Annotated in this window: 20 protein-coding genes and 1 pseudogene; 6 read left to right on the top strand and 15 right to left on the bottom strand. The window is 66.6% G+C overall.

Annotated elements, in window-relative coordinates:
* Positions 1 to 5: 5 nt before the first annotated feature.
* Positions 6 to 905, bottom strand: a complete 900-nt coding sequence (locus tag ACQR0Z_RS21865; RefSeq protein ID WP_434878528.1) for a LysR family transcriptional regulator — start codon at positions 903 to 905, stop codon at positions 6 to 8.
* Between the two features lie 117 nt (positions 906 to 1,022).
* Here ACQR0Z_RS21865 and ACQR0Z_RS21860 point away from each other — a divergent pair, with 117 nt between their 5' ends.
* The 4 genes from ACQR0Z_RS21860 (at position 1,023) to ACQR0Z_RS21845 (ending at position 9,625) form a co-directional block, all read left to right on the top strand.
* Positions 1,023 to 1,655, top strand: coding sequence for an RraA family protein (locus tag ACQR0Z_RS21860; RefSeq protein WP_434919994.1), 633 nt, complete (start codon positions 1,023 to 1,025; stop codon positions 1,653 to 1,655).
* Positions 1,656 to 2,596: 941 nt separating this feature from the next.
* Positions 2,597 to 5,752 (top strand): hypothetical protein, encoded by a 3,156-nt coding sequence (locus ACQR0Z_RS21855; RefSeq protein ID WP_434919993.1) that lies wholly within the window; start codon positions 2,597 to 2,599, stop codon positions 5,750 to 5,752.
* On the top strand, positions 5,749 to 7,443 hold the full coding sequence (locus ACQR0Z_RS21850) for an SWIM zinc finger family protein (RefSeq protein ID WP_434919992.1): 1,695 nt from the start codon (positions 5,749 to 5,751) through the stop codon (positions 7,441 to 7,443). The genes ACQR0Z_RS21855 and ACQR0Z_RS21850 overlap by 4 nt, the downstream gene beginning before the upstream one ends.
* Before the next feature lie 352 nt (positions 7,444 to 7,795).
* On the top strand, positions 7,796 to 9,625 hold the full coding sequence (locus tag ACQR0Z_RS21845) for a reverse transcriptase domain-containing protein (protein ID WP_434919991.1): 1,830 nt from the start codon (positions 7,796 to 7,798) through the stop codon (positions 9,623 to 9,625).
* Positions 9,626 to 9,641: 16 nt separating this feature from the next.
* On the opposite strand, the gene ACQR0Z_RS21840 is transcribed toward ACQR0Z_RS21845, so the two are convergent.
* Positions 9,642 to 9,803 (bottom strand): hypothetical protein, encoded by a 162-nt coding sequence (locus ACQR0Z_RS21840; protein ID WP_434920222.1) that lies wholly within the window; start codon positions 9,801 to 9,803, stop codon positions 9,642 to 9,644.
* 331 nt (positions 9,804 to 10,134) lie between these two features.
* Here ACQR0Z_RS21840 and ACQR0Z_RS21835 point away from each other — a divergent pair, with 331 nt between their 5' ends.
* On the top strand, positions 10,135 to 11,535 hold the full coding sequence (locus ACQR0Z_RS21835; protein ID WP_434919990.1) for an amidase: 1,401 nt from the start codon (positions 10,135 to 10,137) through the stop codon (positions 11,533 to 11,535).
* A 34-nt stretch (positions 11,536 to 11,569) separates the two neighbouring features.
* Here ACQR0Z_RS21835 and ACQR0Z_RS21830 read toward each other — a convergent pair.
* The 5 genes and pseudogenes from ACQR0Z_RS21830 to ACQR0Z_RS21810 all read right to left on the bottom strand — a co-directional run.
* Positions 11,570 to 11,680: pseudogene (locus ACQR0Z_RS21830) on the bottom strand (urea carboxylase); the annotation flags it as partial.
* Between the two features lie 36 nt (positions 11,681 to 11,716).
* Complete coding sequence (locus ACQR0Z_RS21825; protein ID WP_434919989.1) at positions 11,717 to 12,247, bottom strand: hypothetical protein; 531 nt, start codon at positions 12,245 to 12,247, stop codon at positions 11,717 to 11,719.
* Positions 12,237 to 13,088: an FAD:protein FMN transferase gene (locus tag ACQR0Z_RS21820; RefSeq protein ID WP_434919988.1), complete on the bottom strand. Its 852-nt coding sequence runs from the start codon at positions 13,086 to 13,088 to the stop codon at positions 12,237 to 12,239. Before ACQR0Z_RS21820 ends, ACQR0Z_RS21825 begins: the two co-directional genes overlap by 11 nt.
* A gap of 1 nt (position 13,089) precedes the next feature.
* Positions 13,090 to 13,548: an FMN-binding protein gene (locus ACQR0Z_RS21815; protein ID WP_434919987.1), complete on the bottom strand. Its 459-nt coding sequence runs from the start codon at positions 13,546 to 13,548 to the stop codon at positions 13,090 to 13,092.
* A gap of 410 nt (positions 13,549 to 13,958) precedes the next feature.
* Positions 13,959 to 15,953, bottom strand: coding sequence for a multicopper oxidase domain-containing protein (locus ACQR0Z_RS21810; protein ID WP_434920210.1), 1,995 nt, complete (start codon positions 15,951 to 15,953; stop codon positions 13,959 to 13,961).
* Positions 15,954 to 16,545: 592 nt separating this feature from the next.
* On the opposite strand from ACQR0Z_RS21810, the gene ACQR0Z_RS21805 reads away from it, so the two are divergent.
* Positions 16,546 to 16,848, top strand: coding sequence for a hypothetical protein (locus ACQR0Z_RS21805; protein ID WP_434862221.1), 303 nt, complete (start codon positions 16,546 to 16,548; stop codon positions 16,846 to 16,848).
* 31 nt (positions 16,849 to 16,879) lie between these two features.
* Here the strand turns inward: ACQR0Z_RS21805 and ACQR0Z_RS21800 are convergent, their stop codons facing one another.
* From ACQR0Z_RS21800 to gspG, 8 genes are all read right to left on the bottom strand, one after another.
* On the bottom strand, positions 16,880 to 17,551 hold the full coding sequence (locus ACQR0Z_RS21800) for a hypothetical protein (RefSeq protein WP_434919986.1): 672 nt from the start codon (positions 17,549 to 17,551) through the stop codon (positions 16,880 to 16,882).
* Positions 17,552 to 17,559: 8 nt separating this feature from the next.
* Positions 17,560 to 18,117: a type II secretion system protein GspM gene (gene gspM / locus ACQR0Z_RS21795; RefSeq protein WP_434919985.1), complete on the bottom strand. Its 558-nt coding sequence runs from the start codon at positions 18,115 to 18,117 to the stop codon at positions 17,560 to 17,562.
* Positions 18,114 to 19,133: a PilN domain-containing protein gene (locus ACQR0Z_RS21790; RefSeq protein WP_434919984.1), complete on the bottom strand. Its 1,020-nt coding sequence runs from the start codon at positions 19,131 to 19,133 to the stop codon at positions 18,114 to 18,116. Before ACQR0Z_RS21790 ends, gspM begins: the two co-directional genes overlap by 4 nt.
* A gap of 65 nt (positions 19,134 to 19,198) precedes the next feature.
* Complete coding sequence (locus tag ACQR0Z_RS21785) at positions 19,199 to 20,143, bottom strand: general secretion pathway protein GspK (protein ID WP_434919983.1); 945 nt, start codon at positions 20,141 to 20,143, stop codon at positions 19,199 to 19,201.
* A complete protein-coding gene (locus ACQR0Z_RS21780) occupies positions 20,140 to 20,838 on the bottom strand; it encodes a PulJ/GspJ family protein (RefSeq protein WP_434862226.1) in 699 nt (232 codons plus the stop codon). Before ACQR0Z_RS21780 ends, ACQR0Z_RS21785 begins: the two co-directional genes overlap by 4 nt.
* Positions 20,838 to 21,227: a PulJ/GspJ family protein gene (locus tag ACQR0Z_RS21775; protein ID WP_434919982.1), complete on the bottom strand. Its 390-nt coding sequence runs from the start codon at positions 21,225 to 21,227 to the stop codon at positions 20,838 to 20,840. Before ACQR0Z_RS21775 ends, ACQR0Z_RS21780 begins: the two co-directional genes overlap by 1 nt.
* A complete protein-coding gene (locus ACQR0Z_RS21770; protein ID WP_434919981.1) occupies positions 21,205 to 21,678 on the bottom strand; it encodes a pilus assembly FimT family protein in 474 nt (157 codons plus the stop codon). Before ACQR0Z_RS21770 ends, ACQR0Z_RS21775 begins: the two co-directional genes overlap by 23 nt.
* 2 nt (positions 21,679 to 21,680) lie before the next feature.
* A complete protein-coding gene (gspG, locus tag ACQR0Z_RS21765; protein WP_434919980.1) occupies positions 21,681 to 22,157 on the bottom strand; it encodes a type II secretion system major pseudopilin GspG in 477 nt (158 codons plus the stop codon).
* Positions 22,158 to 22,167: the final 10 nt, after the last annotated feature.

Raw genomic sequence — 22,167 nt, 5'->3', positions numbered from 1 at the left:
GAGCTCTAGCCCTGGAGCTGCCGGCTGAAGTCGCAGGTCCTGCGCGCCAGTTCGGCCACGACGGCCGTGAGCGCCGACGGCCTGTCGTTGCGATACATCGCCGAATACGGCACGGCGGGAAGCGCCGGCTTGACCGGTACGACGGACAATTTTCCCTCGGCAAAAAGCGGCCGGAAGCAACGTTGCGGAAGGTAGCTGATGCCGAGGCCGGCCACGGCGAGACCGACGAGAGCGGTGAGATTGTCGACCGTAATCGCCCGCTTGAAGGCGACACCGTTCGCCGTCAGCCACCGATTGATGTAGAGCCCCTGCCCGGAGCGGCGGCCCTGCATCAGGAGAGTGTATTCCCCGAGTTCCTCGAAGCCGAGCGACCGCCGCGACCGAACCAGACCAGGGCGCGCGGTCCAGACGTTCTGCACCTCCGCGAGCCTGACCGAGGTCACATCCGGGTCGGAAAACACCTCGGGAACCACGATCAGGTCGATGCTGCCTTCCATCAGGCGATCGTAGAGCGTGCGGGTGGTCTCCACTTCAGGCTCGATCACCACGGCGGGATGCTGCTCCCGAATCGCCGAGACGAGGCGCGGCAACCAGGTCAGCGCCGACAGTTCCGTGGCACCGAGGCGCAGCCGGCGGGCTGGGGACTGCCTGCCGTCCCTCAGCGCCAGGATCTGCTCCTGCAGCGTCAGCATCTGACGGCCCAGAGCGAGGATCTCCTCGCCCCGCTCGGTCAGCCGCGCACCGCGCTGGCGGCGGTCGAACAGCGGTACGCGCGCGGACGCTTCGAGCTCCTGGACGCGCTTGGAGATCGCCGACTGCGTCGTGTTGAGCTTCGCCGCGGCGCGCTCGAACGTGCCGAGCTCCGCGATCCAATGCAGCGCCTCGAGCTGCTTCAGCGTGATCATGAGACATTCTCAAAAGCGATGATATGACATCGTCATTTATCTGTTTTCTGAATTTGGCGCGAGTCCTACACCGGTGCCCATGCAGCCATCCGACGGCGCGCATCGAGGAGAGCGACAATGAGTGACACCGAACGGCCGCCGGTTGCGACAGTCGATCCCAGCCTGATTGCCGCCTTCAGGCAGATCCCGACGGCCGTGATCAGCGACAATCTCGAGCGTTTGCCGGGCGCGATCGGCCTCAAGCCGTTCTACAAGGGACCGCCCATGGCCGGGATCGCGCTCACAGTCGACACCGCGCCAGGAGACAATCTGTTCGTCCATCGCGCGCTCGATCTGATCAAGCCCGGCGATGTGCTCGTGATCAATGGCGGCGGCGACGAGACGCGCGCCCTCGTCGGCGAGATCATCGCCGCGATCGCCGAGCAACGCGGCGCGGCCGGAATCGTGCTCGACGGCGCCATCCGCGATTCCGCCGTGCTGATGGCGTCGCCGTTTCCGGTGTTCGCGCGCGCCGCCAACCATCGCGGCCCCTACAAGAACGGGCCGGGCACCATCAACGAGCCGGTCTCGATCGGCGGCATGGTGGTGGCACCCGGCGACGTCGTGGTGGGCGATGCCGACGGCGTCGTGGCCTTCGCGCCGGAACGCGCTTCGCTGCTGTTGGAGATGACGCGCGCGCAGGAGCAGCGCGAGGCCGACATCCTGGCGAGCATCCGCGCGGGCCGCTATCAGGGAGCCTACGGAAAATAGCCGCGGGCGGCGGCAGTCGGGCCTGCACACGAGCCCGACGGGCGACTCATGCCTCGCGCTGACTCTCACCTGTACCCGCCGGGCAAGCCAAAGCCGTGCGCCGGAAAACTGATTTCTTCCGTCGTCTCAGTCAGATGACCTGTGTCCAGTCGTCTCACAAAAAATAAATCGATTTCGCTTTATACGAAAGTCTGCTTGGATGCCCCTGTCCCGCCTCGCCGAGAGGGGCGCATCGCGATCGTCACGACGCGTGGGGTGGGATGCGGTGGGTGTGTCGGCTCGCAGCATGGTCTTGGGCCATGCGGACGAACGAGCCCGATGCGCCGGCGAAATCGTAGGGTCCTGGCCTCCCGATGCTGAGGTCAAGCGGATGGTGATGATGATCCGTCCGTGACGGGGGCAAAAAAGCCCGGTCCCCGGGGAGAGGACGTATAAGCCGCCCAACCATCGCGCGGGGAATACCGGGATGTCTCGGCTGAACCTGTGGTGACTGCCGCCTGCTTTTTTTCTGCAGGCGGGCCATGGGTGCGGCCAGCGCCCGGCATTCCCCGCGCCCTTTCCTGATTCGAGGGCGAATGACCAGCACGACCCGGACGCCGTCGCGCCGCGGGGCTGCGAAGTCACGCCAGATGAAACCACGCCAGAAAAAGCCACAAACGGAGTCGAATTTCGTTCAGCGATTCCGGCTGCTCTGAAAGGGCGAAACATTGTCTGCGCCGTCAACCTCTTGCTCAGAGCACCGATTGCCCCAATATCAGGCGACGCCGATACGATGGCGGCTGCGGCGACACAGCGCGGTCTCCGGCTTTCAACGCGCCAATGGCGCGATGCCGTTGCCACCGCCATGCCACATTGCCCTCGTGTGGCATCGGCGCACCCGCCCGTTGACGCGGCGTGCCCGGCTTGCCATGTAGGCCGCCCGAACCTCCCAGGGGCAGTCCATGCAAGTCATTCGCTCGGTGCGCCTCTGGATGAAGGAGGGCAAGTCCGACAAGGTCTACGAAGTCGATCTCGTCGATCTCGAACGCGGCGACGGCGACGCGCGCTATCTCGTGAATTTCCGCTATGGCCGTCGCGGCGGCTCGCTGCGCGACGGCACCAAGACGACGTCGCCCGTCACCCGCGCCAACGCCGACAAGCTGTTCGACAGCGTCGTGGTATCCAAGATCAATGGCGGCTATCGCCGCGTCGATGGCGACGCGCCGCCGCTGATGGAGCTCAACGCCGGAGCCGCCAATGACGGCCGCGATACCGAGCTGCTGAAGCAGCTCGCGCTCTGCGTCCGCGGCGGCTGGAGCGACACGGAACGCGACCGGCTGTTCTGGCGCCTCGGCGTGATCCGGCTGACAGCCGCCTACCCGCAGCTCGCGGCCTTCGCGCGGAAGGCCGGGGCGGCGAATGCGAGCTACAGCCTGGTCTATGCGCTGGCGCGCTGCGGCGGTGGAAGCGCCGCCGAGCTGCTGCGCAACTGCGCGGAGACAAACGTCAGTCCCGTGACTCGCGACTACGCGGCCTACGCGCTGGCGAGCGAGTTGATGGGCGCGCAGCGCTCGCCGCCGCGCCCGTCGCTGCCGCGCAGCAGCGATGCGGCGGCCAACGGCGACATCGATGCGGCGCTCGCAGGCGGCAATGGCGCGGCGCTGCTGCAGGCGCTGGCGACGGTGAGCGCATCGCAGCCGAACTTCGGCAATCAGTACCTCTTCGCCCTCGCCCATCACGCGCTCGCCGATTCCGCCGCGCGCCGCACGCTGCTGTCGGCCATGCGCGCGATGATGCCCCGACCGCCTCACGTGCAGGTGCTGCGACGGCTGTTCAAATATGCCGATCTGACCGACGACGGCCCGCTGTTCGCCGCGACGGCGCGGCAGTTCGAACTGGCGACGCCGATGTATCGCCGCGGCCATGTCTATCGCGATCAGGTCTGGCTGCCCGGCCTGCGCCAGCCGTTGAAGCTCAGCGAGGAGCAAGCCAGCGCCGTGCCGCGGCTCGCGCTGTCCGACCAGACCCTGTTCTACTTCAAGCGGCGCGCCTGGCGCATGCTGCGCAAGCGCGCCGAGCTCGGCCAGGACGCCTTCACGGCGATGGCGAGCGAGATCCTCCTCGCCTTCACCGACGCCGACGGCGGCAAGCCGGTCGAATGGACCGGCTACGTGAGCATCGACGGCCGCTATCAGTCCGTTCCGCACGCCACCGAGGCGCTGAGCCAGGTCTGGAGCGTCAGCCATCTGCTGTATGGCGCGGCCGAGACCAGCCGCTTCAATGACAAGGCGCTGACACATCGTCATGTCGGTGCGCGCATCGCCGGCCGGCGCCAGGAGGCCTTCCCGGCGCTGTGGGATGCCCAGCCGCAATCCCTGCTCCGCATCGCGGCGCTGGCGCGCAATCACGATGCCGCACGCTTTGCCGCGCTGGCCTTGCAGCAGGGTGCGCCACGGCCGGAAGCGATGGACATCGCCGCCATCGGCGGCCTGCTGGCGTCGCCCTATCCGGAGGTCACCACGCTCGCAGCGGGGATCGCGCGCCGCCTGATCGACGCTGGAAAGGCCGATGCGGCCCTGATCGCGGCGCTGCTCGCGACGGGCGCACAGGAGATGCGCGACCTCGCCATCCGCGCCATCGACGATCGCGCCGATTGGCCTTGGGGCCACACAGGCCTTGCGCTGGCCACGCTGACGAGCCCCTACGAGCATGTGCAAAGCCGGGCCCGCGCCTGGCTGCGCGACCGCGCGCCGTCGCGCGAGCAGCGCGCGCAGGCGACGGAGGCATTCGCGGCCTGGCTCGCGCAATTGCCGGCCGAACTCGACGACCTCCAGCGTGCCGGCCTGTCGGCCGCCGTCGCGCTGCTGCCGCAGCTCTGGCCAGACCGCGACTGCCCGCTGCAGCCGGAGGTGATCGAAGGCCTCACCGGCCACGGCAGTCCCGAGGTCCAGGCGGCCAGCATCCAGCTCATCGCCGTCACGCCGACGAAGCCAGCCGACCTGCCGCCGGCTTTCATGCAGGCGATCCTACTGGCCGACGCGCCCGAGATTCGCATCGCCGCGATGAACCTGCTCGGCCGGCTCGACGACGCCGCGCTTGCGGAGCATCGCGACGGCATCGTGCTCGCGGCCACCGGCACTCATGCCGGCCTGCGCGCAGCGGCGCGGCCCCTGCTCGCGCGCCTCACGGCCGCCGATGCGGCGTTCGCGTCCCGCGTGCGCGACCTGCTGATGGCCATCCTGTTTCGGTCCGAGCCGGTCGAAGGCCACGCCGTCGACATGGTCGCGCTGTTCACGTCGGCCTTGCCGCCGGCGGCCGCCGACGTCGACGACGGCACGCTGTGGCGGCTGTTGCAGGCCCGCGCGGCCGGCGCCCGCATGCTCGGCGCGAAGCTGCTCGGGAGCCGCGACCCCGCGCAGTTCTCGGTCCGCCAGCTCGCCCGCCTCGGCAATCATGCGCTGGTCGCCGTGCGCCGTTTCGTGCTGCAGGCCTTCGCCGCCGACGAGGCCCGCTTTCGCGCCGATCCGGAGAACACCGTGCTGCTGGTCGAAAGCGAGTGGGAGGATGTCCGAGCCGCCGCAGTGAGCCGGCTGACGGCCTGGCCGAGCGAGGCGCTGCCGGCTTCGGCGCTGGCGGTGATGGCGGATTCCACCGTAGCAGCGGTGCAGGACAGCGCCCGCGTGCTGCTGCGGCGCAGCCTGTCCGACGGCGACATCGCCGACGTGCTGGGCCGCCTGCTCGAGCATCCCTCGGGCAGCTTCCATCTTTTCGTGACCGAGCTGCTCACCGGCGCGGCGCTGTCGGATCCTGCCGTGTTCGCCAAGTTCATGACCCAGGCGCGCATCATCCTGATGCAGATCAACCGCGGCCGCGTGGCCAAGGACCGGATCTTCACGGCGCTGCGCCACGAGGCGCTGGCGCACCGCGAGCGCGCCGCCGAGATCGCGCAGCTGCTGCACGACTTTACCCTGAGCGTCACGCTTCGCGACAAGGCGCCCGCACTGCTGATCCTGCGCGACATCGCCCGCGCCTGGCCGGATCTCACGCTGCCCGTCACCGTGGCCCGCGCCGGGCGCAGCCCCGAGGGCGGCTCGCACATCAGCGGAAGCGCCGCATGAATTTTGCCTATCGTTTTCTCGGCAGCACCAGCGCCTCGTCCGATGCCGCCGCATCATCATTTGCTTTTGCGCCGGACACGCTGCGCCAGCCGACCTTCTTCACCGGCAAGGTCGCGCGCCACATCGCCTTCCGCGAGGCGATATCGGCGCTGCATCACGTCGTCGTCTCCGACCTGCGCTTCAAGCCGCGCGATCGCACCGCCTATTTCGAATGGCTGAAGCAGAACGAGGCCACCTTCCTCGCCGAGGCGACCGCGCAGTCCGAAGCGCTGAAGCCGCGCATCGCCGAGCTGCAGGCCCGCATTCGCGGATTGGACCAGCAGCGCAATGTCCTCATGCAGCCCTACTGGAAGGCGCAGCGGGCCTATTTCGACTACCTCTACAAACGGGATCGCGATGCCTGGATCGTGCTCGATCCGGTCATCACGGTGCATCCGGACGAGATCTTCTTCGAGTGCTTCAGCCTCGACGAGTCCAGCTACGGCCGGCTGTCCTGCGATCACGACGTGTTCGAAAGCCTCGGCGAGATGGCGTTCGGTACCACCAACATCGACTACAGCCACGCCCTCTACGACGAATTCCAGAAGATCCGCTCCTATCGCGACACGACGCTGACGATCGACCCTTCCGGCTTCGAGGTGCAGACCGGCGGCGACGCCGATTTTCGCGAGGAGAAGATCGACCTGCCGGACAGCTGGGTGCGCGGCTTCCTGCAGGTGTCGAGCGCCATGACCCTGCCGGCGCATGTGTTCGACCTGCATCCCGTCGACATGGCCAACATCCTCACCCGGCTCGCGCAGAAGAAGGAGAAGGCCGGCCCGCGCTCGCTGCGCTTCGTGCTGACGCCGGATGCGCCGGTGGAGGTGGTGATCGAGCCATGGAACGAACGGCTCCGCTTCCGCCGCTCGATCTATCGCGGCCCGAGCGCCGCCGAGATCCGCATCTGGGGCCGGCGCCGGCTCGCGATCCTCGGGCGCACACTGGCACTGGCGCGGTCGGTGCGCGTGCACCTGACCGGCAGCGGCCTGCCCTCGTTCTTCGTCGTCGATTTCGGCGGCCTGCGCTTCACGCTTGGCCTCTCCGGCTGGACAGCGAACGACTGGTCCTCGGCGGGACAGTTCGACCTGCTCGCGCCGCGCCACAAGGTCGATCATGACACGGCGCAGCGGATCTTTACGGCGCTCGGCAGCGCGCATGCGGCGACCGCCGCCGAGCTGTCGCGGCAGACCGGTGTCAACGAGCCGCTCGTGCATGCCGCGCTCACCGCCTACACCCAGGCCGGGCGCGTGATGTTCGATCTCGACAAATCGCTCTACCGCGTGCGCGAGCTGACGCGCGATCCGCTGTCGCCAGACCAGCTCCGCTTTGCCAGCCCGCAGGAGGAAAAGGCCGACCGCCTGATCGCGGCGAACCTCGTCACGATCAGCAGCATCGACCGCAACCAGGGCGCTCGCGCGGTCACCGGCAGCGTGCTCGACAACGCCCGCACCGAGCAGGTCAGCTTGGTGATCGACGGCGACGACCGTCTCGTCGAGTCGCGCTGCAGCTGCCACTTCTACATCCACAACAAGATGGCGCGCGGTCCGTGCGAGCACATGCTGGCCTTGCGCCGCATCGTCCATGCGCAGGTCGAGGGCGTGGCCCAAGATGCACAGGCTCACGCACAAGACCGCGGACAGGCCATCGCATGACCGACATGACAGCCGCCATCAACACACCCGGCTTGAACCGGCAACGACAATTCGCGTATCACTGGCTTCGGAAGAGCGCAGGCCGGTCAGGACCTTGCAATCCGGGCGGCGTATCGCCGTCCTTGCACCATGACCATGCATGCGTCACTGGCCCGATCTTCACTGGGCCGGGGCTGCCCACCCATCCGCAATCGCAGAATGGGTTCTTTGAACCCAATTGCGGATGGGTGGGCGCCCCGGCTTCGAGTGGATCGATCCAGTTCTTGGAGAAGACGAAGGCAAACCGGCCTGCGCTCCTTCCGATCTCTCTTGATCGCTCTGCAGCGCCCCTCCTGACCGGAGGGCCGACCGCGTGACCGACACCGTTTCGCCGGGCAAGCTCACGCGCCAGGAGCTCTACGACCGCATCCGGGAATCCTCGAAAGACGAGGTCATTCTCGAAGAGATGATCCGGCTCGGCTTCTGGCCCGAGAGCGAGCGCGCGCCCGCGCCCGCAGCGGAGGCCATCCGCAACCGTGCGGAGGCCATTCGCGAACTCGCCGAATTGCAGCGTCAGAACGCCGTGCTCGGCGATCCCGTGCGCGCATTGAAGGAAATGCACAAGCGCCGCAAGGCCGAGGCGATGGCGCGGCGGCAGGAGACCAGGCGTCGCCATGCCGAAGCGCGGCAAACGCGGGCGTTTGCCTGGTACGAGCGGCGCAAGCGCGACGTGCTCTATCTCGGCGAGGATGTTTCGCCCGGACTTCATAGCCGGACGAATGCCACGCCCTTGCGTGATGGCCTGCCCCCACTCGCGGACGCCAAGGCGCTGGCCGATGCGATGGGCATTGCGCTCGCCGAGCTGCGCTTCCTCGCCTTCAACAGGAAGGTAGCGTCGGTCAATCACTACCAGCGCTTCACGATCCCGAAGAAGAGCGGCGGCGAGCGGCTGATCTCGGCGCCGATGCCGCGCCTCAAGCGCGCGCAATACTGGGTGCTCGACAACATCCTGGGCCGAGTGCCGCTGCACGAGGCCGCGCACGGCTTCGCGCCGGAGCGCTCGATCCTGACCAATGCGCGCAACCATGTCGGCCGCGACGTGGTGATCAATCTCGATCTCAAGGATTTCTTTCCGACGCTGACCTATGTCCGCGTCAAGGGCCTGTTCGAGGCGCTCGGCTATGCCGAGTCCGTCGCGATTCCGCTTGCGCTGTTGTGCACCGAGCCGATGGTCGACGAGGTCACGCTCGACGGCGAGCGTCACTTCATCGCCGACGGCCCACGGCTGCTGCCGCAGGGCGCGCCGACGAGTCCGGCGATCACCAACCTGATCTGCCGCAAGCTCGACCGGCGCCTCGCAGGCCTCGCGCGCACGCTCGGCTTCGTCTACAGCCGCTATGCCGACGACATGACCTTCTCCGGCTCGGGCGAGGCGGTGAAGAAGATCGGCACTCTGCTCAAGGCCGTCCATGGCATCGTCGAGGCCGAAGGCTTCAAGGTGCATCCGGACAAGACGCGCGTGATGCGGCGGTCGGCGCGCCAGGAGGTGACCGGCCTCACCGTCAACGAAGCGGTCGCGGTGCCGCGCGACCTGATGCGCCGCTTCCGCGCGGTGCTCCAACAGGTCGAGCGCCATGGACCCGCCGGCAAGCAGTTCGGCCCCGGCAAGGACGTGATCCGCTCGCTGCTCGGCTTCGGGCATTTCGCTGTCATGGTGGATCCGGAGCGCGGCCGCCCGCTGCTCACGCGTGCGCAGCAACTCGCCGCACGCTACGCGCCCGCGCGCTCGGCACGGCGCCCCACGCGCCTGGCATTCCGCAAGGCCGCAGCCGCGGGTCAGACACCACCCGGCCGGCAATGGACTCCCGCGATGCGGCCGCCGCCGGCGCCGGACCCGGTGCTGGTCGCTCTGGCGCGGCAGGAGGAGAAGAAGCAGGCCGCGCAGGCGCGCGCCAACGCGCCCGGCCCGTCGCGCCCGCCGATCGTGCCGCCACCGGTCTGGGGCGCGACACGCGCGAACGAGCCGCAGGCGGCCGGTTCGGCAAATCCGTCGACCACGCCCACGAAGCAGCGGCCGCCATGGTACGTCACGGCGCTGGTGATCCTGGCGGCCGTGCTGCTCTCCGTCGCGATCATTCCCGGCGGCGCCGCGATCGCCGGCGGTCTGCTGTATTTCTACTACCGGACATGGTGGAGGCGCTGAACCGACGCGCCGCCGATCAGGACGTCTCGCGCTTCAGCGATCGTCGGCTCTGAACAAAACGCGCCTGGTACATGGCTTCGTGACTGATCCGCATCGTCTCGTCGTCCGGGAAGTCGATTTGCACCCAGGGCACGACCTGGAATTGCCGCTGAGCCGGTTCTGACGGAAACTTCGGCATGGCGGCGGCGCCTCCTGGATTGCACTCCGTCGTTGACAATGCGATGGGGAGTTAACTACCTTCTTCGAAGGGTATCTGTCGAACGTGGCGTGCGCTGAACTGGCCGACGTCGTCCAGCTCTTTGCACCGAGTGCTTCGTTCGAAGACGGACCCTCGACGACAAATCATAGACGCGGCATGTGAGCCATTCGTTGCCTCATTCGGGAGGTACGGGTGGCTTTTTTCGTTTGCCGCCCAAGATCTGTCGATCGAGACACGTCCGCGTCGCCAGACCGGCAGCGCAGGTCCGAGTGCGGAGCATGAGTCATATCGCGAGAGAGGATGACGAACGATGGCAGCAACAGATGTCCACTATCTCGGCCTCGTCGATATCGGACGAAAAATCCAGGCCAAGGAGTTGTCGCCGGTCGAGGTGACCGAGGCCATGCTCGGGCGGATCGAGCAGCTCGACGGCAGGCTCAAGAGCTTTGCCCATGTGATGCCCGACTCCGCGCTCGCGGAAGCGGCGGCAGCTGAAAAAGAGATTGCCTCCGGCAAGATCAGGGGGCCGCTGCACGGCGTGCCGGTGGCGGTGAAGGATCTCTGCTGGGCCAAGGGCGCGCCGGCGGCGCATGGCATGACCATTCATCGTGACTTTCGTCCCTCTGAGGACGCCACGGTGGTCGCCCGGCTCAAGGATGCCGGCGCCGTCATCCTCGGCAAGCTGCAGCAGACCGAAGGCGCGTACGCCGATCATCATCCGAAGATCGATCCGCCGAAGAATCCGTGGAATGCCGATCTCTGGCCCGGCGCATCGTCGAGCGGGTCCGGAGCCGCCACCGCGGCCGGCCTCTGCTTCGGCTCGCTCGGCACAGATACCGGCGGCTCGATCCGTTTCCCGTCTGCGGCCAACGGGGTCACCGGGCTCAAGCCGACCTGGGGGCGTGTCAGCCGGTACGGCGCATTCGAGCTCGCAGCGACGCTCGATCATATCGGTCCGATGGCACGGAGCGCAGCCGATTGCGGTGCCATGCTCGGCGTGATTGCAGGGGCGGATCCCAAGGATACGACCTCGGTTCCGCTGCCCGTCCCTGACTATTTTGCTAATCTCTCTGGCGACCTCCGGGGTTTGACGATCGGGATCGACGGGCGCTGGACCAGCGAAGGCACCGACAACGATGCATCCGGGGTGCTGGCCGAAGCTCTGCGGGTGGCAGCCGATCTCGGTGCTGAGATCAAGGAGATCAGCTTCCCCGATCCCAAGGCGGTGATTGACGACTGGTTCCCGCTTTGCGGCATCGAGGCCGCGGTCGCGCACGAGGACACCTATCCTGCGCGCAAGGACGAGTACGGTCCTGGGCTCGCGGGTCTCTTGGATCTCGGCCGGCAGCAATCCGGCATGGACTATCAGAAGATCGTGCTTCGGCGCGAAGCGTTTCGGGGCGCAGTCCGCATGTTGTTCGAGACCGTCGATCTCCTGGCGGTTCCGGCGCAGGCCTTTGCTGCGCCGAGCCTCACCAAGATGGCGGCCCTCGGCGAGGATGCTTCGCTGATCGGTGGCCTGCTTCGTTTCACATGCCCGTTCGACATGACGGGAAGTCCGACCGTGACCTTGCCGGGGGGCTTTGCTGCGAATGGCGGTCCGGTCGGATTCCAGTTCGTCGGCCGTCATTTCGACGAGGCCAGCCTGGTGCGCGCAGGCGATGCGTTTCAGCGCGTCACCGACTGGCACAAACGTCACCCGGAGATCTGATGTAACCACCGATCAGATTGGCCCGCAGGCAGAATCAGAACCTCTCAGCCGCAGCCGCCTCCCTGATCTCGACCCGTATGCGAGTCGGATCGAAGCCGTTGCAGCGGTTGTCGACCTGCGGGCAGTTGGAGATCACGAACAGCACACCCGCTGTTCGACGGCGCTCGCAAAGCGAATGACGTCAGCTGACCTTGCTCATCAGAGGCACCAGCTCGGCGTCGGCCGGCGTCTCGGCGGGCACCAGAGTGGCGGCGACCGCGTGCTGTGTCGGCAGAGGCGGTCTCACGGCTGCCACACTGGAGCGGCCGACGACGATATGGGCCGTGAGCACGACGGGAACGCCGAGCCCGAAGGCGATGTGGACGGTGCTGATCCAGGGACGCAGTGCTTCCGAGCCGACGTAGTAAAGCCCGAACGCGGTTGCGATCAGCAAGCCGTACAGCGCGACGCTGAGCACCCCCGTCGCCCGGTTCTTGCTGGCGCGCCAGGCGCGCTGGACGTGCATGGGACCGAGCGCCCCCAGCAGCATCAGCGTGATCATCGCAGTGCCGCCATGCGCACTCAGGAGCATGGCGGAGGCCTGCTGCCAAGCCTCGCTGTCCGCCTCCGAGCGGGTCTTCATCTGATCGGCGTAGATCCACAGCGCTCCGCTGGCAAACAGGAGCCCGAAAATCGCATAGACAGCGAAGCGAAACGCACCCTTAAGCCGCATGCTGCAGATCTCCTTGCCAATCGGGGGTCGTGAGGATGTCGCCGTTCGCCACGACGAGCATGGCGCTCGCGCCGAACCGGGAGAGCTGCCCGGCAGCGGCTTCGCCCGTGATCATGACGATCTTGGTCAGCGCGTCGGCTACCATGCAGGTGGGCGCGCAGACCGTTGCGCCATGGATATTCTGGGCCGGCCGCCCCGTTGCCGGATTCACCACCGCGGTATCCGTCGTCTCGACAGACCGGAACGGATCGAAGCGGCGCGCCGACGAAGCCATCGCCTTGTCGCGCAATTCCAATTGGCAGACGATGCCGCATGGTGAGCGCGGATCGCGTATATCGACCACCCGGGCACGCGGGCCGAACGCGGCGAGGTCACCGCCTGCGTTCACCATGGCTGCGGCGATGTCGTATGTCCGCAGCGCAGCGATTGCGCAGTCGACGGCGAAACCTTTTGCGATTCCGCCAAGGTCGATCTTGTATTCGGCACGATGGAAGCGGACGCGATCACCGGCGAGCAGTTCGATCGCGGAGTCCTCCTTCTCGACAATAGGCTGTCGCGCCCGGCTGGACACGCCGATATCGAAGGCGCCATCGGACAGACGCGCCATATCGACCGCCGCCTGCAGCACCTTGGTGGTCCAGGGATGCACCTCGACCGCGCGACGGCATGCCTCGCGGTTCAAACGCGAGACGTCGCTCTCGGGATCGTGGACGCTCATCAGCCGATGCACGTCGGCGACGGCCGCGAACGCCGCTTCGACCGCCTGCTCCGCGCCGTGCGCGCGCGCGTCATCGACGTGGATCTCGACGTAGGTCCCGAGCAGCGGCCGCGCACGCCGCAAGCTAGCGGAAGTGGCTGGCATGATAGGTCAGCACCTTCTTCACACCCTCGGTCACATGGGTCGAGGACAGCGTCGCACCGGAAATGTTGCGGATGTCGGAATTGATGCGAACCTCGTTCTGGCTGCTCTTGCCGACGAACTGCGCGAGCCAGCTCGCATCATGCACCTCGCCGCCATAGGATTCGCGGTAGTTCAGGATTTCGACCTTGCGCACGCGCCCGTCCGGTCCGATCGCGACCGTGTAGTCGATCAGCAGATGCTTTCCGACGACATGATCGTAATAGAAATAGCCGCCATTGCTCGCCTTCCAGACCCGGCCGGCCTGCACCTCGGTGAAGCTCGCGCCGGGAAATGCAGCCTTCTGCGCCTCTTCGACGCTCATGTACTGCATCGCGTAGCCCGGCGAGGCCATCGACACGATCGCGGCGGCGGGCGCCGTCCATTTCAGCCAGCCGCTCATTACGCCCACCTCGTATTTGTTGTCATGTCACGATCCTCCCTCGCGAGCCGGCAGCGACGTCTTGCGGACGATCATGTCCTCAAGCTTCGCGACGGAAACGACACTGGCGTGATCGTCCGCCAGCCTCGTCATTCCGTTCGGCGTCCGTCAGCCGCACCCAAGCGAATTTCTGCAAACCGGACTGATTGTCAGTGCGAATGAATTAAGTGGTTTGATTGCGGCGAATTGCCGCGTCGATGTTGGCGATTTGCCGGAGCGGCTGCGAAATTACGATGTTGGCGGTTGTGCTTTGACGCACGGTCTCGCGACGCGCCGACCGAACTGTCCAAGCGCGAGCGCCCTTCTCCATCGAGTTGTCGGCGCCGCGACCGCGACGCCGACATCCCCAGTCGAGGTCGGCGCGGCTGCGCCTACCACGGCATCTGGTTCATCGCCTCCCATGGCGAACCGTTATAGGGCGACGGCACCACCTTGATCTTCGCCATCATGCCTCCGTCCTCATGTTCGAGGATGTGACAGTGATAGACGAACTCGCCGACCTGCGAGAACGGGATGTCCACAACCACCGGCTTCGAGGTGCATTGCCCGCTGCGCCACTGCTCGATGGTGCAGACGCCGTTCTGAGCGTCCATCACCTCCGGCACGTTGGGAGTCGCGACCCCCAGCGGGACGTTGTCCTGCAGCATGCCGCCGCCGATGTTCTTGTTGAACGACACCGCCAGCGGCGTGTTCTCACCCGCCTTGCTGTTGATCGTCCGGAACCGCGTCTGGTGAATGTGGAAGTTGTGGTTCTCCGTCGAGAGCTGCACCAGCTCCCACGTCTCGTGCACCGGGCGCTGCCCCGCGGCCAGCGGCAGACAGACGATGTTCTGCGACGGATCGAACTGGCTCACCGGGAGCTGGGTGCCGGGCACCGGGTTGCCGTTGTGATCGACCTCCTCGTAGCCGAGGCCGAAGGTGCCGTCGTCGTTCAGATCAGCCAGCCCGAAAAAGATCCGCCGGCGGTGACCGGGCGGCAATGGACGGCAGCCGTTGCGCAGCGGCGCGGCGCTGGCATAGGGCACCTTCGCATCGAGGATGCCGGACGGCTGCATCGTCGCCAACGCATCGCCCCTGATGTCCAGGCCGTAGGCGATGTGGTTACGCGAGCCGTGCTGGTGGAAGCGCACCTTGGCGAGATCGACCGCCGGCCACTGATCGCCGCTGCCCATCGTCAGCCCGGCCATCTTGAACGTCGCGGAGGCCACGCGTCCGGGACTCGCGATCGCGCCCGTGTTCGGATCGCGGTAGGTGACGAACACCTCCGTGCGCGAGCTCGGCATCATCACCATCTGGGTGACACAGACCGGCTTGGAATGGAAACGCGACGTCGGCAGCGGCGGACACGGCACCACGCGGAAACGCGCGCCGCCGAGATGGACCATGGTGTCCATCGTCGTATCCTGCGGCAGGTTCACGCTGACGCCATCCACCGAGATCAGCTGCATGATCATCGACTTCTGCGTCTCGTCATCGGTGAGCTGAAGATTGTAGGACAGGCTGCCCGACGCGTTGGTCAGACGCCAGACCTCACCGTCCGGGTCGGTCACCTTGATCTTCGGGAATGTCCGCCCGTTGACCGTGAAGTACCATTTGCCGCCGCTGAAATTGGTGCCGCCATCGGCCGAGGTGTCGACGCCGGGGCACGAACCCTCGCGCACCTCCGAACTGTCCGCCGGAAACTGCGCGCAGAAGTTCGGATCCTGCTGGTTGATCACCTCGCCCGGCTGGACGTTGACCGGGCCGCTGTCGAACTGCACCGGACCACCGGGCGCGACCTGGAGATCCTTCAGGATCAGGTGGCGCACGCTGGCGTCGGGAAACGGCGTATCCCTGGCGTCGCCATGCGCGTAGTCGGAGACCTCGCCGACCGAGATGATGCCCGCCAGCCCCTGAGACACCTGGTTCAGCGAGATGCCATGGATGTGCGGGTGAAACCAGAACTGTCCGGACGGATGATTGCGCGGAATGTTGATGCGGAACTCCGCTGAGTCCATCTTGTTGGAGCCGTGCTGATGGGTCGTCTGCGGCACCGGCATGCCGTTGGCGGAGTTGAAGATCTGCACGAAGACATAGTCGCCGAAGGTCGGATCATTGAGCGTCGGCGCGCGCGGCTCGACGATCAGCCCGTGCGTGTGCAGGTTGGTCGGATTACGAAACAGGTTGGCCTGGCCGGGGTCGGTGTTGTGGTTCACCTTGGCCGGATCGAGCTGCGGCAGCTGGTTCACCAGCTTGATCTTGAGCGTGTCGCCCTTCTGGAGCGCCAGGCGCACGCCGCCATAGTCCGCTACTGCGGAATGAGCCGGACAAGTGTTGCCCCATGCGGGCCTGCGGCAGATCTCGTAGACCCAGCCGGTCGGGTTCATCGGCGAGCTGCTCGGCGGAGCATAGCTGATCGTCGAGATCGGCTTCGCCTTGGCGATCATCAGGAGATCGAGGACGCCGCGCGAGCTCCTGAACACGGTGGGCTCAGCCAGATCATGGGCGCTCGCCATGGTCCCGGTCATTGCGAGACCTGCCAACAGCGCGGCTGCGGAGAGCGATGTTCTGATTGTTGGTTTTCTCGTTGGTTTGCGTGGACACCCGACTGACATCCCTGATCCCCATTCGGCTCGAGACAAAGATCGTTGCGGCGCGATGCAGTTCATCGGATGCCGCTTGCGCGAAGCCTCACCCATGATCGGCGATGAGGCCATCGCACCCTCCCGCTTCGTGGCTACGGATGGGGGGTGTCTCCTTTGTGACCGTTTCTTTCGCTTTGTGAGACCCGCAAAACCGATCTTCAAGAATCGATCTAATCAGGCTGACAAACAATCATGCTGTGCGTAGGCCGCACGTGCGGCGACACAAAAACGACAACCACCCCGCTTAGTTCGCTTCCGACGGGCTCTGATGAGTCGGCAGGACGCACCGCGACGATCCCCGTTTATCTTACGACCGCGCCAAGGAGGCCTGAGAATGCTGCTTGCTGTTGCTCTCGCATGGGCGTGCAATGTGGCCGGCGTCGCCTGCGGCACGCCGACCGTCGAGACCATTCAGAAGGCCTACGAGCAGGAAGCGCCGGCGTCCGGCGTGCGCCACGACAAGGGGCTGAAGATCGTCGAGGCGAGCTGCGACAAGGGCGACGGAAGCGGCCGTTTCCTGTGTCAGGTCTCGTTCGTCTCCGAGGACGATCCCGACAAGCGGCTGTATTTCGACATCGTCTCCGCGGCGCTCACCGACAAGGGGTGGGTCCTGACCAGCGGGTTGTGCAAGCGCTGAACGAAGTTCCTCGCGGCGGCTCTCTCACCTCTCACAAGTGGCGGCGTCCCGACCTTTGCCGCTGATGCATGCGGAGCAGTCTCGATTCCGGCGACAGAAACGGCGCGCCTGATTGCGCCAATGGCGGCGCAGTCGGCGTCGAGGGCATGTCGGAGATGGTCGTCGCAACCGGGATGATCGACTGCCCCGGCGTCTGCTGCGCGAAATAGAGCACGATGAGCTCCCCGCCCTTTTGCAGGGTGGCCGATCGTGCCTCGACATGGCGCAACGTCCAACCCTGATAGTCCGCACCGGTTCGGACGCGCAGAGGCGTATTGCTGCCGGACTCGAGAAAGATGGCAAGCCCACGCTCGCCGTTGACCACGGTGCCGACCAGCGAGAGCGCCGGCCGCTCCGGCCGGCTCGGCTCCTGAATGTCCGGCGCGGCAGCAACAGGCGGCGTCGGCGCCTCTTCCGGCGGAGGACGCCGCGACGGCGAGAAGATCGGCCGGTCGCGCGTCGCGGAGAGCTGATCGAGCGGAATGCCCCAGAGCGGGTTGCCCGTTCGCGCCTGCCCGTTCGATGTGAGCGGCGTGTCTTGCGCCACCGCCGGCGCGCGCTCGTTCGCGGCCGTGAGCGCAAGATCTGGGCCGGCAGCCTCGGCGGACATGTCGCGCGAGGTCGCGACGAGAACGCTGATGGACAAGACGGCACAGAGTTTCATCCGAGCGTTCATTGCGGGCCCTGCCATTGTCCGGACACCATGATCGTGATGCGCAGCCTTCCGTTCGACATGGCTGCAGAGGCGCCGCCATCGACAACCAGCTCGTCGATGAACAGGCACGGCATGCCGGCCTCCAGCTCGTAGAGGATGGGCTGCAAGGCGGTCTGGTCAACCTCGAAGCTCGCGCCGACCCTGGCCTGACGATCCCTGGCACGCGGGCCTTGAACGTCGAGCTGCGCGGACGACACGCTGCCGCCATGGCGGCCGACGACCTCGTTCAGACGCTGCAGCAGCGCCGCGCCGGCTACCGTCACGGTGGGACCTTCGAGAAAGGCCGATCCGGAAACGGCTCCGCCGCCTCTGTCCTCGCGGGCGACCGCCGCCATGCTATGCGCATCGAGCAGCCGAAGCGTATCGGTGAGCGCCTCCAGCTCAGTGCGCTGGTCGAGCAGGCTCCTGACCGGCAGCACCGTGGCTGCGCCCAGCATCAGCAGCAGGCCGGCGTAGACAGCAGCCGCGATACGGGGCGAGGACGGAGTGGCGGTGAACAGCGATCCGATGCTCATATGCCGGGTCCGAAATGAGGCTTGATGCCTGCTTCGATATGGAAACGCTGGCCGGCCTCGTCGGCCGAGCGTGTGGTCGGCGCAGAAAATGTCGCGCGCGTGAAGTGCGGCGATTGCTCGATCAGTCCGATCAGCGCGGGCGCATCTTGACTGACGCCTGCGATCTGCAGCCGGTCCTTGTCGATCCGCAGCTCGGTCACATAGGTGTCGTCCGGAAGAACCCGCGATAGCGCTTCGAGCAGCATCACGTCGGCCGCCGTGTCCTGCTTGCGTCGCAACAGACTGCTCAGCGCCGCATTGTCACCCCCCTGCGAGCCCAGGCGCAATTTTGCGCGCCGCTCTGCAATCTTCTGCGACAGCATGCCTTGCTGGTCCTCGAAGCGCTCGCCGAGAAAGCCCGTGATCGCCAGCGACAGCGTCGCCGCGACTGTCGCAACGATCAGAACGGCCGTCAGCATGCGACCGACGCGGCCAACGTCCAGCGATCCGCGCAGCTGCTGTTCGATCAGCCGCGTGGCCGTTGCCGTGACGGCCTGGCCGGCGTCCGATCCCGCAGGGGTCTCGGCAGCAAACAAACTGACGGACGCGGCACGCCAGGACTCCGCCAGCCGGACGAGCGGATCGATGCTAGATCTCGGCGCGGCGACGACCGTCGTCCGAATGCGGTCCCCTGGGATTTCGGTCGGAGCCGTGCTGCCGAACACCGCCTCCTGCGCCGTCCACGGCGTCAGACGATCGAGCTGCGAGCGGACCATCGAGTCGAGAAACTCGACCGCACGCTTGGGGAGATCCAGCGGACGCCACAGGAAGCGGTCGGGCCGCAGGGTGATCCTGATCCGACTGCCGCGCAGCACGTCCTTCCAATTCGAAGGAAGCTCGGCGGCAACTCCATGCACCAACCGTATCGTAACGTCCTGCGGCACCGATCGCCCGCTCGCGCTGATGATGAACACATCGCGCTCGGTCTCGACCAGTTCCACCGACGGTCTGAAATTGATCCGGCCGATCGCATCCACGATGGCTTCGGCGACCGACCCGATCCATGTCGTGAACTCGCGACGCGCGCGCGTCAGGATGGTCATCACAGCGCCCTTCCTTTCTCCCTGAGCATCGCGGGGCTGCTTACATCGTCCCGCCATGACAGGATGCGATAGGGATCGTCGCCGTCGCCCAGCAGGATGACGGCCTCCGCCGCGGCCCGCCGGCCGGCATCGAAGTCGATCGTGATCCGCACCCGAAACGCATCGCCGACGTCCAGCGTCGCACTGGCTCGCGCTGGTCCGAGCACGGACGATACCGACCTGGCGTCCCGACGCAGCGCGGCGCGCTGCGCGAGGAAGGCCTTCAGGAGATCCTGGGTCATCCCGGGCAGCGCAGCGACGACCTCGGGTGGCGCTTCGAGCGCATCGACCTCGCTACGCCCGCTGAAGACCGTCACGAAAGGCATCGCCTGGTCGACGAGAGCCGGCGGGATGTTCAGCACCAGCTGAAGCTCCTCGGAGTTTGCAAAGTGGCCGCCACGCGGGACGTAGTCCACGCCGGCCGTCCGGTAGAGCTCGCGCTCGGCGTCCGGAGCATTGTCGCCCGGCGCGGTGCGCCAGCCGATGATTCGCTGCGCATAGTCGCCGGCCTTCTCCGGGCGCGCTCCCAGCGCCACGAACAGATTGGCGAGCATCGGCCTGGAGGCATGGTTGAGATCAATGCGGGCTGCTTCCGACCGGAACGCGACCGACACCTGCGCATGGTCGAGCCTGAAGGAGAAGGCCCCCGCGGGCGCGCGCTGCGGCCTGGGCACGGCAGATAGTTTGTAGGCTGCGAGTTCGAGACCGGCCGAGACCAACGCGGCAGACCGGAGCCGGGCGTCATCGAGTGACAAACGTTGCGCCGTGCTGACCAGGTAGACCGAAAGCGCTCCGGCCAATCCGGCCAGCGCGATCAGGATCCACAACGCTGCAACGAGCACGAATCCGCCCTCGCGGTCGTGATGGAGGTGATCCAAGGCATCCGTTGCGGCGCGCATGATCATGGCTCCGATCGCGCCGCGGCACGTCCGACGGTGGCGCTCGCGGGCAGCAACGGCGTGTCGCAGGTTCGGTCCGCCGCGCTGCAGACGCTGTCAGCTGGAGCCGAGACATGGATGACCGCGATGCGCGAGATCGATGGCGCGCTCGCATCGCTCGCGTTGCGGACGGTCACCCGGACTGCGGCCGGCAGCGTCTCGGACGCGCGCCACGACGGCATCCAGTTGCGGTCGGCACCTGCATAAGCAAACGAGACATGATAAGGCGCCTGCAGCAGCACGACCGGCTCGGCCAGCGCGCGAGCGCTGCCCGGCGCGAACGCAGCGCGTCTTCGGCTCAGCACCGCGCCATCGCCCTCCCCCGCCTCGGCGATCCGAACCAGCTCGAGCCCGCGGCCGCTCCGTAGACCGAGCGCCACCCGGACGAAGCTGACCGAGGTCTCCGATCCGTCGAACAGCACGGATTTGGTCTGGCCGTCGGGCCGGATGAATTCCGCCGCCGCGATGTCGGCGCTGATGCGGTCGAGCGCGACGCTCAGGGACTCATTGCGCTGGATGCGAAGCAGCCCGCGATTCCAGTTCGGCATCCATTGTGCGGTGATCGCCGCAAGAGCCGAGACCAGCAGTCCCATCAGCGCCATCGCGACCAGCGCCTCGATCAGCGTGAAGCCGGCTTGTGGATCTTTACATCGGCGCGCCATCACTCGGCCCGCCTTCGGAACAGACGGATGGTCTCGAGCTCCATCGTGGCGCCCGATGGCGACCGCACCTGGAGCACGATCTTCTGCGGCGTCCAGGCAGATGCACCGGGCTCGGCCGCGAGCGGCTGAGCCTGTGCGCGCCAGGTATGCGCCATCGTTTCCCCGGACTGCATTCCCGACGCCGGCAAGCGTGACGGGAATGCCAGCCACAGCGCATTATGGGCCGCCTGCACCAGCGCCACGTGCTGCTCCAGCTTACGGCTTCCACGCGACGACGAGCCGGTCAGCGCCGCAATCGCGACGAGCGACACCGCCACGATCGCGAGCGCAATCAGCGTCTCGATCAGGGTGAAACCCGCGGTCGCGTTATGGTCTGGTGAGGACGGCATTCGACGCCACTTCGATCCTTCCCGTCAACCAGTTGACCCGGATTTCGTAGCCGGCTTCGCCATGCGCGAGCGCGACGATGCCGCCGCACGACATGCCGGAGCCGAAAAAGCTGATCGTGTCGAACGCCGGCCGATCGACGCAATTGCGCGGCAGCACCGTCTCGAGCCGTACGTCCTCAGGCAAACGGACCACCTGCCCGCTCGTCCCCGAACGGATCGTCCGCGCCTGCACATCGATGCGGCTCTCGACCGCGCGCCCACGGTTGATCGCGGCGTTGCGATCGGCCTTGAGCAACGCAGCCGCTTCCAGCGCATAGGCTTCGAGTCGCGGCCGCGAAGTCTGCCTGGACATCGCCGGCAACAACACGGCCGCCATCAGCGCCACGACCCCAAGCCCGCAGACGACTTCGAGCAGCGTGAACCCGGCCATGCTGCCGCCCGGATCATTCATCGCTAGCGCGCTCCGACGGTAACCGATGAGGAGATGTCGGCCGCGAGATCCGTACCGCCCTCCTGGCCGTCAGATCCGTAGGAGAGGATTTCGTAGGGGACGTGCTGTCCGGGAGACCGGTAGACATAGGCATGGCTCCACGGATCGCTCGGAACGTTCCCTCCCTTCAGGTACGGTCCGGCCCAGCCCGCAATCGTCGATGCTGGCCGCACCAGGGCAGCCAAGCCTTCGGATGTCGTCGGATAACGGCCGGTGTCGAGGTAGAACAGATCGAGCGCGCTCGAAAAGCTCTGGATCTGAATGCGCGCCGTCTTCACGCGGGACTCGTTCAACGACGACAGCACGCGCGGCCCGATCAGGCCCATGATCATCCCGATGATGGCGATGACGACCAGCATCTCGACGAGCGTGAAGCCGCTCTCGTCACCGCATCGGCTGCGCAGACGCCGCATGGCGGCGCTGGTCGCTGGCTGTGTCATCTGCTGATCT

This window comes from Bradyrhizobium sp. HKCCYLS3077, from assembly GCF_051167555.1.
Classification (GTDB): domain Bacteria; phylum Pseudomonadota; class Alphaproteobacteria; order Rhizobiales; family Xanthobacteraceae; genus Bradyrhizobium.
This window is presented reverse-complemented; position numbering and strand designations above follow the sequence as displayed.